Genomic DNA, 13,320 nt, shown 5'->3' with positions numbered 1-13,320 from the left:
CTTTTATCATTAATGTCAAAAAGAATGAAAGACAGAAAAACAAAAATGCTTAAATAGGTGAGTTTAATTAGAAATAATTCAAAATAAGTGAAAAAAGACAATAAAGATGAATTAAATGCACTTCAAAATTAATATTGAATAGATGGGAAACTAATGGTATATTATCAGAAAACAGAAAATTCCCGTGTTTATGGTGGAATCAAATGTACTTAGAGAATCAAAAAGGTAAGGATGAATATATCAGGGTTTCTCTGATTATAACCGGAAAAGTACAGGGAGTAGCATTTCGCTACTATGCCAGGAATATGGCAAATCAACTTGGTGTATATGGCTGGATAAGAAACACGCAAGAGGGTAGTGTGGAATTAACTATTGAAGGTAAAAGAAAAAATATAAATCAAATGATTGAATGGTGTAAAAAAGGCCCAAAGACGGCTAATGTTGAAAATGTAATAATTAATACAGAACCATACAAAGGTGAGTTCGTGGAGTTTAATATAAGACCATAGAATAATTTTTTTTGCAGATTACTTAAGCTGAGCTGAAAGAAATAATAATAAAAAATAATGAAAGGAAATAAATGTTAGCAATACAGGAAGTCTCATATTTAGCAGCTTTTATAGCAGGATTATTATCATTTCTCTCTCCTTGTATATTACCTTTAGTTCCAGGATATATGTCTTTTATTTCTGGTCTATCACTGGAACAATTAACTGATAAGGATAAAAGAAATGATAAATCTTTTTATCGAGTTTTGACAGGAGCTTTGTTTTTTATACTTGGTTTTTCCCTGGTTTTTATACTTTTGGGAGCTTCTGCCACATTAATTGGCCAGTTATTACAAAAATATTCTGTTTTGTTTAAAAGAATTGGTGGTATTTTAATAATAATATTCGGATTGCACATGTTGGGTATTATTAATATACAATTCTTGAATTTTCAAAAAAAGTATCAAAGAAGCAAGGATTTGCAATTTAATCTTTTTTTAACGCCATTTTTGTTAGGATTTGCCTTTGCTTTTGGCTGGACACCTTGTATCGGGCCTATTTTAGCCGCTATTTTAGTTTATGCCAGCACACAGGATACTATTCTAAAAGGAGTTACTTTATTATCTGTATATTCTTTAGGATTAGCGATTCCTTTTCTTGTAACAGCGATAGCTGTCAATCAATTTTTCCGATTCAGCAAGAATATTAAAAAATATTTTAGGATAATTGAGTTGGTAGGGGGATTATTATTAGTAATAATAGGTATTATGATATTTAGTGATAACCTGGCAATTCTTCGGGTATAATAGCAGAATCATTTGACAACATCTTTTATTGATGTATAATGTAACACTAAATAATTTGAATAAATATTAAAAATATGGATAGGGTAGGTTATTTATTATGAACAAGCTTATTAGAAAGACAATTGACTATAAAAAAATATTCATACTTCTAACAATAATTATGTTATACAGTTTTAACTGTATTGCTAATGAGTTGTCTGAAAATGAAATTTCCCAAAACACAGATATAGTAAAGTGGTTGAAGTATGATCAGGCTATAGCTAAATCAAAGATTGAAAATGTACCAGCATTAATATACTTTTATTCAGACAACTGCGGCTGGTGTAGAAGATTAGAAAATGAAACATTTACTAACCAAGAGATTGTGAAAATTATGAATGAAGATTTTGCCATTGTAAAAATAAATAGTAATTCTACAGAATATGTGAATGTAGATAACAATAAAATAACAGAAAGACAGCTATCGATGGATATTTTTCAGGTTAGGGCAAATCCAACCATTTGGTTTTTAGATAGTGATGAAAAAAGAATTACTGCATTACCGGGTTTTGTAGAATCACCGGATTTTATTAATGTACTTAAATATATCAAAGGCGGATACTATAAAAAGTATGACTGGCCTGAATATTTGGAAAACATTGCAGGGAAACAATAACAATAACTATTTTATAGATATTCCGGCAATAAATAAATTTTGTTTTATAAATGAATGAGTTAAATATTTTAAATAATTATAAAGGGGATAGGTTTTAAAAGACGAACTATCCCCTTTTATAATTTGTAAAATGCTATTCAGATGATAAAATTGAGGCAAATAATAAAAAAATTAAAAAACAGAGCATGATATTATGTCTGATATAATATGTACAATTGACCAAATAATTAGTGAAATTAGAAATAAAGTCGGAAATAAACGAGTAATCATAGCATTTTCCGGTGGAATGGATAGCACAGTAGTACTGCATTTGGCGAAGTATGCTTTAAAAAGAGAACAGGTAATCGCCGTAAATATTGACTTTGGAAATTATACGTATCGGAAAGCAAGAGAAAATGTGAAAAAAATTGCCGGGGATTTACAGATTAGGTTGTTCACCATTTCCGGACAATACCAGCAAATAAAAATAATGGCTGGTGGACCTGATTGTAATTTATGCACTAAGAGGATTAAACTTGGATTGATAAAAAATAGTTTTAAAAACAATCTTATCTTAACAGGCTCTAACCAAAGCGACAGTTGGGGTAAATATGGATATGCCTATTATGACGGGTATTTTGCCCCCTTATTTTATTGTACAAAAAATGAAATAAAAAATATTGCTGATTATCTGAATATTAAAATTCACAGAATAGGGGAAAATAAAAAAAGAGAAGGATGCAAATTAAAACATTTGCTTAAACCACTGGTTAATTTTAATTATCATGGAGTAGCGGTTGACATTGCAAATGAAATGCTATTAGAGAAGCTCTCAAAATCCGGGATTGATGCTGACAAGGCAAATGTAAAAATAGTTGGTACTTTGAATAAAAACATTGCCCTGGTTAATATTTATCCATTACCTGATTCTAAATGGCTGGAAGAAATCAGAATACAAATAGCAAATATAAAGGAAATTGAAGAATGTCATATTGTCGATAGTCCCTTGGAATTAATTATAAAAGCAAATAAAGGTCAGTTTAATAACCTCAGATCAAGGTTTTGGATTGAAAATGGTAGACTTAAGCCTGATTTTGCTTTCCCTGTTAAAATAAAATGGCTGTTGACTAGTAATAGAAAGTTGAAAACCTTTCAAGTAGTAGACTATAATATAATAGATTAATAAATCAATAATAAACAATTTGATATTTCTGCCATGAAAAAGTAAAGGAGAAATTATATTATGCAAAATGAACCAGGGAATTTCAATACAGAAATTATAATCAGAAATGCGGTAGAATTAATGGGGTTATCTGCCAGGACAGCACCAAAAACTGCCGGAAAAGATTTTGTAGAAATAAAAGCCTTATATGGGGAAGAGGTAAAACAATTAGGCGAGGAAATGAAAAATTATGGTGTAGAGAACAATAAAAGTAATTTTGACCGTGATGGTGAAAATGTAAAAAAATCTTCTGCAGTACTGCTGATAGGCTTAAAGAATGCAAAGACTGCGGGTCTTAATTGTGGAGCCTGTGGATTTGATAATTGTGCAGATTGCCAGGAACATGCTGGTCCGGAATATGATGGGCCTCAGTGTGCTTTTCGTATTCTTGATATGGGCATTGCCATTGGTTCAGCTGCCAAAATGGCAGGAATATTGAGCATAGATAATAGAATAATGTACCGTGCTGGTGTAGTAGCAAAAAAGATGGGGTTGATTAATGCCAGTTTCGTTATGGGTATACCTTTTTCAGCAACGGGTAAAAATATTTATTTTGACAGGTAATGGGTGTAAAATATTTTCACATAGGAAATATGATAACCGGGAAATTATTTCCATATTATTATATTTAATAAGGTAAATATTCCAGGTTTGATTAGAAATTAGACTGAAAATATTTCTTTTAAAATAAATTATAAAATAGATATAAAGCATTTTAAACAATAAAATGGCTTTACTATGTAATTATTTGAATTTTCAAAAAAAAATAATTTAAAAAATTTTAAAATATAAGAGATACTGGCATAGATTTTGCTTATTTATAATAATAAGAATTCCAGGATTATAAAGGAAGAGGAGATGATTGCTTATGCCAGAGTATTTTTTATAATAGTCGGGAGCCATTGGGTGCTCATAAAATAACAAATAATAGTTAAATGGCAAATTGTTAAGATGTTTTAAAGATAATTACAAATAATTTTATTAAGGAGGGAAGATTTATGTTAGAAAAAAATACATTAAAGAAACATAGAAATATTTTGTTATCACTATTTTTTCTATTGATATTTCTGTTAAGTGTGTCGAATATAATTACTGCTCAGGAAAAGGTATCAGGGCTGAAGGCCTTGAGTGATGATATTGCACAAATAGCTGAAACGGTTGGACCTGCAGTTGTTAATATTGATGTAGTACGATATGTAGAGACATCGCCTTTTGGTGATAGATTCAGTGATCCATTTTTTGACAGATTCTTTGAACAGTTTGAAGAATATAGGAGAAGAATTCCGCAAAAAGGTGCAGGCTCAGGATTTATTGTGGATAATGATGGACATATCCTGACAAACGAACACGTAGTCCATAATGCTGAAGAAATAAATGTAACTTTATCAGATGGTCGGGAATTTATTGGAGAGGTAATCGGATCTGATATTACAAGTGATATGGCTATAGTAAAAATTGAAGCAGATGACCAACTGCCTTTTGCGAAATTAGGTGATTCTGAATCACTGAGAGTAGGAGAAATTGTTATTGCTATCGGTAACCCTTATGGCCTGGAAAAGACTGTTACAATGGGGGTAGTAAGTGCAAAAGGAAGAGATATTAGCGCAGGTTCGGGAGGTCAGGAATACCGGAATCTCATACAGACAGACACTGCCATTAATCCCGGTAACAGTGGTGGACCCCTACTTAACACAGAAGGGGAGGTGGTTGGGATTAATACGGCAATTATCCCTTATGCCCAAGGCATTGGGTTTGCCATTCCTGTAAATGTTGCTAAGCGTAACCTTGATGACTTGATTAATTTAGGAAAAGTAAGAAGATCCTGGTTAGGTGTTTATATACAGGAAGTTACAGAGGAAATTGCCAGACAATTTAATCTGGAAAAAGCTGAAGGTGTATTGGTAGGTGATGTGATTGCCGAAAGTCCTGCCGAGAAAGCCGGAGTTACCCGAGGTGATGTTATTGTATCTGTTAATGATGTAGAAGTTAACACACCACAAGAGTTACAGGATACAATTAGATCTTTAGAGATTGGAGATAAAGCAGAATTAAGGGTAAAGAGAAATGGCCAGGAATCATTGTTCACAGTTGATATAGCAGAAATGCCTTCAGATGATATAGTGGAAACAAAAGAAAAAACATTTTCAGAGCAAACAGGGTTAAGGGTTGAGGAGCTAACCCCGGAAATTGCCAGAGATGCAGGATTATCACAATCCAAAGGTCTTATTGTTACCGATGTCATACCTGGAAGCTCAGCAGATGAGATAGGATTAAGACCTGGTGATATTATTTTGGAGGCTAATAGAAAAGAGGTGTCATCTATTGTTCAGTGGGAAGAGATAATAAGAGAATTAGAAACAGGAAATACGCTTCTCTTGCTTATTTATAGAGATGGACACACCTATTTTGCTCCTATTAAAATAGAGGAATTAGAATAAAGAACACCTTGAGATTAATAAAAAAGAGAACCGGTTAAACCCGGTTCTCTTTTTTATTAAGAAATAATAGGAAGATTATTGCTGGTTTGAACTATGTTTAAAAGAAAAAACAGAAACTTAAAAGAGATTTTGACAAAGGATAAGATTGCCTTAATTTTTATTCTAATATTTATTCTTGTTTTTATTTTAGGATATATAAGTAATCATGAATTGCAGAGGGAAAAGAATTATTTATGGGAATTGGCTAGAGTTGAGGGTCTGAATATTGCTTTTTCAATACAGACTTTAGGTTCCGAATTTATCCTGGATAGAGAAATACTGATAGAAGTACTTGATTTATTCCAAAAAGAGGGGATTTCTTTTATAGATATAGTTGATAGAAATGGAAATATTCGATTAAGTACCAATGAGGCAAGAATGAACCATAATATTGAAATAGAACACCCGGGTAGTATTAATTATATTCAAAGTATTGATGCTGAAAAACAGAGAATATTACAGATAATAAAACCATTTGATTTTGATGACCGTTTTTCATCTGATTTATTTGGATATCTTTTTTTACGTGATAAATATTTACTGATTGGTATAAATATGGAGAAAAACTATGCTCGCTATGATCAGATAAAACAAAGAGTAATATTGAACTATTTTATAATCCTAATAGTTTTACTTTTAGGAATTTATACTATTTTCAGATATCAGGAAGGCGTTATTATAAAAAAGACTCTGGAAAATATTAAAGATTATACAAGTAAATTGTTGGAAACAATGGACAGCGGGGTAATATCAGTAGATGAATATAATATAATCAAAACATTCAATAAAAAAAGTGAACAGATATTTCAAGTAAAAAGGGAAGATGTGATTGGGAAAAAGGCAGACAAGGTATTGCCGTTAATGATAGGAAATCAATCTATTTATCAATTAGGATTGCAGGAAAAGAAAAAAATTGAAACAGAAATTGAACTTAATAAAAATAATGTAAAAAAAGTTTTAGAGTTTAACACTTCCTTGCTGTCTGAGGAAAATGATGACTATAACGGGATGGTCATCCTGGTACGTGATGTAAGTCAAATAAAAGCCTTATCAGAAGAGATAAACAGAAATAAAAGATTAGCATCTTTGGGAAAATTATCCAGTGGTATAGCACATGAAATAAGAAACCCGCTTAGTTCTATCAGGGGATTAGCTCAGTTTTTACATCAATCATTTGATGATTCGGATGAAAGAAAAAATGATTTAAATATTATACTGAAAGAGGTAGACAGGTTAAATCTTCTGGTTAATAATATCCTTGATTTTTCAAAAAATAAAAGATTAATTTTGAGCAATTTTTCATTAAATAAATTAATTGAAGAAATAATTTATTTAATACAACTTGAAAACAATAAAAAAAAGATAAATTTTCAATTTGTAACAAACAATAATAATTATTATGTATATGGAGATAGGGATAAAATTAAACAGGCAATAATGAATGTTGTCTTAAACTCAATTCAAGCAATAAATATAAGTGGTGACATAGTTATTATGATATCCGGGATTAATATTAAAAACAAAGAAAATATAAAAATTACTATTACTGACAATGGTACAGGTATTGAGAAAGAAGATTTGTCGCATATTTTTGATCCATTTTTTACTAATCGTGATAATGGTCATGGATTGGGCCTCTCAATATCCTATAATATTATTGAAATGCATGGAGGTATTATAAGGGTAGAATCAGAAAAAAATAGGGGCACTAAAGTGGATATATTACTTCCAATAAGGAGTAAAGAAAAAAATGAATAAAGTATTAGTAGTTGATGATGAAGAAAATATCCGGCTGATGCTGAAAAGAGTGTTATCTCAAGAAAAATATGAAGTCGAAGAAGCCGAAAATGGATTAGCCGCAATTCAAAAAATAAGCCAGGAAAAATTTAATGCCTTATTATTGGATCTAAAAATGCCAAAAATGAGTGGACTGCAGGTTATTAATAGAATTAAGGAACTGGAAATAAATATTCCTATTATTATGATGTCTGCTTATGGCACTATCCCTGAAGCAGTTAATGCGATGAAATTAGGAGCTTTTGATTACCTGGTGAAACCATTTGATCTGGATGAGTTAAAAATTACATTAAAAAGAATAATTCAGCAGAATACAATAAAAAATGAAAACCTTTATTACCGCGAAGAAGAAGATAAAAGGTTCAATTTCAAAGAAATTATTGGCCAAAGCGCAGCAATAGAGAAAGTTTTAAAAATGATAAAAAAGGTAGCACCAATGCCCACAACGGTTTTGTTAACCGGAGAGAGTGGTACGGGAAAGGAATTAGTAGCCAGAGCTATTCACAAAAACAGTACCAGAAAAGATAAGCCATTTGTAGTGGCTAATTGTGTAGCTTTATCTTCAAACATCCTTGAAAGTGAATTGTTTGGACATGAAAAAGGAGCCTTTACTGGAGCTAACTCGAGAAGGATTGGCCGGTTTGAAATTTCTGATGGAGGAACAATTTTCCTTGATGAAATTGGGGAGGTAAGCCTGTTTACCCAGGCAAAATTATTGAGAGCAGTACAGGAAAAGGAGTTTGAAAGAGTCGGAAGCTCAACCACTATAAAAGTTGACACAAGGATTGTTGCTGCTACCAATAAAGATTTGCAAAAAGAAGTTGCAAAACAGCAATTTCGTGATGATCTTTTTTATCGTCTTAATGTTTTTCAAATAAATATTCCACCTCTAAAAGAGAGAAAAGAAGACATTCCTTTGTTGGTTAATCATTTCATTAAAAAATATAATCAGATTTTAAATAAGCGAATTGATTGTATTTCAAAAGATGCGCTATCTTATCTAATGGATTATTCTTTTCCCGGGAATATAAGAGAATTAGAAAATATAATTGAGAGATCCATGATTATGTGCAGCAAGAATGTTATAGAAAAAGGTTTAATAGACTTTCTAGACAAAAGCAGTATTAATCAAAAAAGTGGTACACTAAAGGATATGGAAAAAGAGATGATTAAAAAATATCTTGTTGAAAATAACGGGAACAAGACAAAGACTGCTATTGCCCTGGGAATTAGCAGAAGAAGTCTGCAATCAAAAATAAAAGAGTATAAGTTTGATTTATTAGACAAATAACTGAGAATTTTAAATATATCCTTATCAAGCAGGAGGGTTTTATGTTATTACTAATTGATGTCGGTAACACTCATACAAATTTTGGAATATATAAAGATGAAGAATTATGCGGACATTGGCGTATTGCTACTGATTTTAAAAAAACCGAAGATGAACTTGCTGTATTATTTATTAGCTTAATGAATGAGAAAAAAATAGAATATAAGCAAATTAGTGCAGTGGTAATATCATGTGTTGTTCCACCATTAATATGGATTTTGACAAAAATGTCCAGGGTTTATTTTAATATAAAGCCTATTTTGGTAAATTCTGGAATAAATCTCAATATGAAAATAAGAACAGATTATCCTGAAGAAGTTGGCGCTGACAGGATTGTAAATGCTGTTGCGGTTTGTAATTTGTATCATACCCCGGCTATTATTATTGATTATGGGACTGCTACAACATTTTGTGCTGTCGATAAAGAGAAAAATTATATTGGAGGAGCAATAGCACCTGGTTTAGAATTATCCAGTAATGCCTTGTTTGAAAAAACAGCTAAATTGCCGGAGGTCGAACTAATAAGACCGGGTCAGGCTATAGGTAAAAATACCATACAAGCCATTCAATCTGGTATATTCTTAGGGCATATTGGCCTGACAGAAGAAATTATTTCTCGGTTTAAAGCTGAAATAAAAGGAAATCCTCAGGTCATAGCTACCGGTGGATTGTCAAAATTAATTGGAAATAATTGTAGCACAATTGATATAGTTGATCCGCTTTTAACGCTCAAAGGATTAAAAATTATTTATCATCTAAATTCTTAGTTTATCAATATTGTTCCTTATTTCTAAATAATTGACATATAAATAGATAGAATATAAGATAGATTAAAATTAAATTATTATTTTTTAAAAAGGGGATAATAAATATGTGGAAAGAAAAATTAATAAAGGAAGAAGGCCTTACTTTCGATGATGTACTGTTAATTCCTCAAAATTCTAAACTTATTCCAAGAGATATAGATTTGCATACAGTTTTATCTAAAAACATAAAACTTAATATACCTTTGCTCAGCGCAGCAATGGATAAGGTTACTGAATCAAGATTAGCAATTGCCATTGCCAGAGAGGGAGGTATTGGCATTATTCATAAAAATATGAGTATTGAGGAACAGGCCCATGAAGTAGATAGGGTCAAAAGATCAGAAAGTGGTATAATTGTTGAGCCAATATCCCTGACTGAAGATAAACGAGTCACTGATGCTCTGGAGTTGATGGAGCGGTATCACATATCCGGGATCCCGGTTGTTAATAAAGAAAATCAATTGGTTGGTATTTTAACAAATAGAGATATACGTTTTTTAGAAGATGCGGATATACCAATTGGTGATATTATGACAAGAGAGCCTCTTATTACCGGTAAAGCAGGAACGACATTAGAAGAAGCTAAAAAGATATTACATCAAAATCGAATAGAGAAATTACCTTTAGTAGATGAGAATTATATTTTAAAGGGACTTATTACAATAAAAGATATTGAAAAAGTAAGACAATACCCCAATGCATGTAAGGATGAGAATGGACGTCTGAGGGTAGGAGCTGCTGTTGGAGTAACTACAGACACTTTTGAACGAGTGGAGGCAATGATAAAAGTGCATGCAGATGTAATTGCCGTTGATACTGCCCACGCAGATTCTCAAAGAGTGCTTGATACTATAAAAAAAATTAAAAACAAATATTCTGTGGAATTAATAGGTGGAAATGTAGCCACTTATGAAGGAGCAAAAAGACTAATTGAAGCCGGTGTTGATGCCATAAAGGTTGGGATAGGTCCGGGTTCTATCTGCACTACCAGGGTGGTAACCGGGGTTGGGGTTCCACAAGTATACGCAATAAAAGAGTGCGCACGTGCATGTAAAGAATCAGGTATTCCACTTATAGCTGACGGAGGTATTCGTTACTCAGGCGATGTATGTAAAGCTTTAGCTGTTGGAGCAAATTCTGTTATGATAGGAAGTCTTTTTGCAGGAACAGAAGAAAGCCCCGGAGAAGTTGTTCTTTATAAAGGGAGAAGCTATAAGGAATATAGGGGAATGGGTTCAGTAGGGGCAATGAAAGAAGGAAGCAAGGACCGGTATTTTCAAGAAAATAACGAAAACTCTAAATTAGTTCCAGAGGGTATTGAAGGTAGAGTTCCGTATAAGGGTTCAGTATCAAGCTGTGTACTTCAGCTTATGGGTGGGCTGAGAGCAGGTATGTCATATTGTGGTTCAAAAACTATAAAGAAGCTTCAAGAAAAAAGTCGTTTGCTGAAAATTTCAAACGCTGGTTTAAGGGAAGGACATCCTCATGATATTATTATCACTAAAGAAGCACCAAATTATGAGATGGAATAGTCATAAAAATATTATCAACTTTTTATAAACTGGCTTTAAAAATTATCATGAATAATAATTTTTAGTTTCTTTGTTTTTTTAATTTAGAACAAATTAATTATAAAATATAATCGTGTCCTTTCTTACAGTATTCACATAAATAAATATGTTTCTTATGGTATAATAAATAATAGAAAAAGGAGGAGATTTTTAAGAAATAAGAATATTTTTTTGTCATTAGGAGGTCAAAAAAATGATTGAAGTTGCTTTAGAAAAAGGAATGAAAGGAGTTTCTCAGGTTGTTGTAAAGCCTGAAAATATGGCGGAAAATTTTTCAAAACCCATGCCACCTTCTTTCGCTACTCCTATGTTAGTATCCCTCATGGATAATGCAGCAATAGAAGCCGTGAAGAAAAAATTGCCCGCAGGTTACATTACTGTTGGCAGCTCCATCAGTATAAAGCATTTAGCTCCTACACCTGAAGGTATGACAGTGACCGCTGAAGCTGAGCTAAAGGATATTTTTAAAAACAGGTTAATTTTCCATGTAACAGCCTTCGATGAGATAGAAAAAATTGGAGAAGGAGAAGTAGAAAGATACATTATCGATTTAGAAAAGTTTTCCGAAAAAATATTAATAAAAAAAAATGCTGAAGAGAAACCGGTTTGATTAATGTATTTATGCTTTGATATAAATTAAGTGTAGAATAAAGGGAGTTGTTGATTGTATAGAAAGCGTTTTAAAATTGGATTAGCTTTAGGCGGAGGTGGCGCAAGGGGACTTGCCCATGTTGGAGTTATCCGGATTTTAGAAAAAGAAGGAATACCAATTGATATCATTGTCGGAACCTCGGCTGGATCGGTAGTTGGCGCTTATTATGCATTATGGAAAAATAGTCAGGAATTAAAAACGATTGCTATAAAAATTGCAAATAAATTGAATCAATATAGTAAATACTTTGATTTTAATAAGTACCAGGCAGAGGGAGATAGGAAACAAAAATTACCATGGAGAAGATTGACTGAATTTATAAGAAAAGGTTATTTCCTGCATACCGAGTTAAATAAAGTATGTCTAAATGATGGATTGTATATGGAAAAGGTATTAGGTGAAATATTTAGCGAATATTCTTTTCATGAAACTAAAATACCTTTTAGAGCCATAGCTGCTGACCTGATTAGCGGAAAAGAGACAGTTTTAAATGAAGGTCGATTAACAAAAGCTATAATGGCAAGTTGCGCAATACCTGGTATTTTCCCACCTGTACAATATAATAATCAATTATTGGTTGATGGGGGAATTATTGATAATGTACCTGTTGAACCTGTTAAAAAGGCAGGGACTGATTTTGTCATTGCCTCAGATATTAATAGAGATATCAAAAGAAAAAACAAATATAACAATGCAATTGACATATTAATACGTTCTGATTTAATTACATCAAAAGCTTTAAGGAGAATACAACTGGAAAAATCAGATTTTGTCATATCTCCCGAAATTAACCACATTGATTGGTGGGATTTTAGCAAACCTGAAATATGTATTGAATTGGGAGAAGAGGCAGCAAGGAGGACAGTAAATAAGCTGAAAAGTATGTTAAGAAAAAATAAACTAAAAAACAGTTGGAAAAAATTAATAATTAAGCATTAGAAGATTCTTTTTTTGTCTTTGCTGCAGATGCTGCCTTTTCTTCTTTAATATTATCCTTTCCAGAGACATTTTTAATTGTTTTGCTGGTAGAATTCTTAGCTTCTTTTGGAATATGGCTTCTCCTGTTATCTGTGCTGTAATAACCGCTTCCCTTTAATATAAAACTACCATTTTTACTGATTAGTCTAAATACTTCACCATTGCATTTTGGACATTTTTGCAGTGGCTTCGCAGTAATGGACTGAAATTTTTCAAATGTACAACCACATTCTTTGCATTGATATTCATAAGTTGGCATTTTCTATTAGCTCCTTCTATATAGTTTCGATAAAAAATAATATTTCATTTATAAGAATTTGTCAAGGATATTTCTAAATTTTAACTCAGTAACAGTAATTATGCCTGTAAAAAATATATTGAAATTAGTAAAAATACTTAGAGTAATTATTTATATAATCATCTGTCTTAAATATGATAGCTTGATAAATTCAAACAGTTGATCAGGGTAAAAATAAAGTATTCATTTTTAAGAGCTAAAGAAGACTTGTTAAATAAAGGAATAATCATAGTCTTTATTTGATAATTATAATATAATGAA

General features: G+C 31.7%; 13 protein-coding genes. 12 read left to right on the top strand and 1 reads right to left on the bottom strand.

The window, feature by feature from the left end; all coding sequences use genetic code 11:
* The first annotated feature begins 203 nt into the window (after positions 1-203).
* The 12 genes from PHQ99_06040 (at position 204) to PHQ99_05985 (ending at position 12,722) form a co-directional block, all read left to right on the top strand.
* Positions 204-509, top strand: a complete 306-nt coding sequence (locus tag PHQ99_06040; GenBank protein ID MDD4289129.1) for an acylphosphatase — start codon at positions 204-206, stop codon at positions 507-509.
* Positions 510-580: 71 nt separating this feature from the next.
* Positions 581-1,294, top strand: a complete 714-nt coding sequence (locus tag PHQ99_06035; protein ID MDD4289128.1) for a cytochrome c biogenesis protein CcdA — start codon at positions 581-583, stop codon at positions 1,292-1,294.
* A 97-nt stretch (positions 1,295-1,391) separates the two neighbouring features.
* Complete coding sequence (locus tag PHQ99_06030) at positions 1,392-1,949, top strand: thioredoxin fold domain-containing protein (protein MDD4289127.1); 558 nt, start codon at positions 1,392-1,394, stop codon at positions 1,947-1,949.
* A gap of 193 nt (positions 1,950-2,142) precedes the next feature.
* Positions 2,143-3,111 (top strand): 7-cyano-7-deazaguanine synthase, encoded by a 969-nt coding sequence (locus PHQ99_06025; GenBank protein MDD4289126.1) that lies wholly within the window; start codon positions 2,143-2,145, stop codon positions 3,109-3,111.
* 60 nt (positions 3,112-3,171) lie between these two features.
* Positions 3,172-3,714 carry a DUF2148 domain-containing protein gene (locus PHQ99_06020; protein ID MDD4289125.1) on the top strand — a complete coding sequence of 181 codons (543 nt, stop codon included), beginning with the start codon at positions 3,172-3,174 and terminating at the stop codon, positions 3,712-3,714.
* A 434-nt stretch (positions 3,715-4,148) separates the two neighbouring features.
* Positions 4,149-5,588: a Do family serine endopeptidase gene (locus tag PHQ99_06015; protein MDD4289124.1), complete on the top strand. Its 1,440-nt coding sequence runs from the start codon at positions 4,149-4,151 to the stop codon at positions 5,586-5,588.
* A 93-nt stretch (positions 5,589-5,681) separates the two neighbouring features.
* A complete protein-coding gene (locus tag PHQ99_06010) occupies positions 5,682-7,385 on the top strand; it encodes an ATP-binding protein (GenBank protein MDD4289123.1) in 1,704 nt (567 codons plus the stop codon).
* Positions 7,378-8,715 (top strand): sigma-54 dependent transcriptional regulator, encoded by a 1,338-nt coding sequence (locus PHQ99_06005; GenBank protein MDD4289122.1) that lies wholly within the window; start codon positions 7,378-7,380, stop codon positions 8,713-8,715. Before PHQ99_06010 ends, PHQ99_06005 begins: the two co-directional genes overlap by 8 nt.
* 41 nt (positions 8,716-8,756) lie before the next feature.
* Positions 8,757-9,521: a type III pantothenate kinase gene (locus tag PHQ99_06000; GenBank protein MDD4289121.1), complete on the top strand. Its 765-nt coding sequence runs from the start codon at positions 8,757-8,759 to the stop codon at positions 9,519-9,521.
* Between the two features lie 104 nt (positions 9,522-9,625).
* Positions 9,626-11,092, top strand: coding sequence for an IMP dehydrogenase (gene guaB, locus PHQ99_05995; GenBank protein ID MDD4289120.1), 1,467 nt, complete (start codon positions 9,626-9,628; stop codon positions 11,090-11,092).
* Positions 11,093-11,324: 232 nt separating this feature from the next.
* Positions 11,325-11,741 (top strand): thioesterase family protein, encoded by a 417-nt coding sequence (locus tag PHQ99_05990; protein ID MDD4289119.1) that lies wholly within the window; start codon positions 11,325-11,327, stop codon positions 11,739-11,741.
* A 54-nt stretch (positions 11,742-11,795) separates the two neighbouring features.
* A complete protein-coding gene (locus tag PHQ99_05985) occupies positions 11,796-12,722 on the top strand; it encodes a patatin-like phospholipase family protein (protein ID MDD4289118.1) in 927 nt (308 codons plus the stop codon).
* On the opposite strand, the gene PHQ99_05980 is transcribed toward PHQ99_05985, so the two are convergent.
* Positions 12,712-13,020, bottom strand: coding sequence for a zinc ribbon domain-containing protein (locus tag PHQ99_05980; protein ID MDD4289117.1), 309 nt, complete (start codon positions 13,018-13,020; stop codon positions 12,712-12,714). The two genes, PHQ99_05985 and PHQ99_05980, sit on opposite strands and share 11 nt — an antisense overlap.
* Between the last annotated feature and the right edge of the window lie 300 nt (positions 13,021-13,320).

The sequence above is a fragment of the Atribacterota bacterium genome (assembly GCA_028703475.1).
Taxonomy (GTDB): domain Bacteria; phylum Atribacterota; class Phoenicimicrobiia; order Phoenicimicrobiales; family Stramentimicrobiaceae; genus JAQVMU01.
This window is presented reverse-complemented; position numbering and strand designations above follow the sequence as displayed.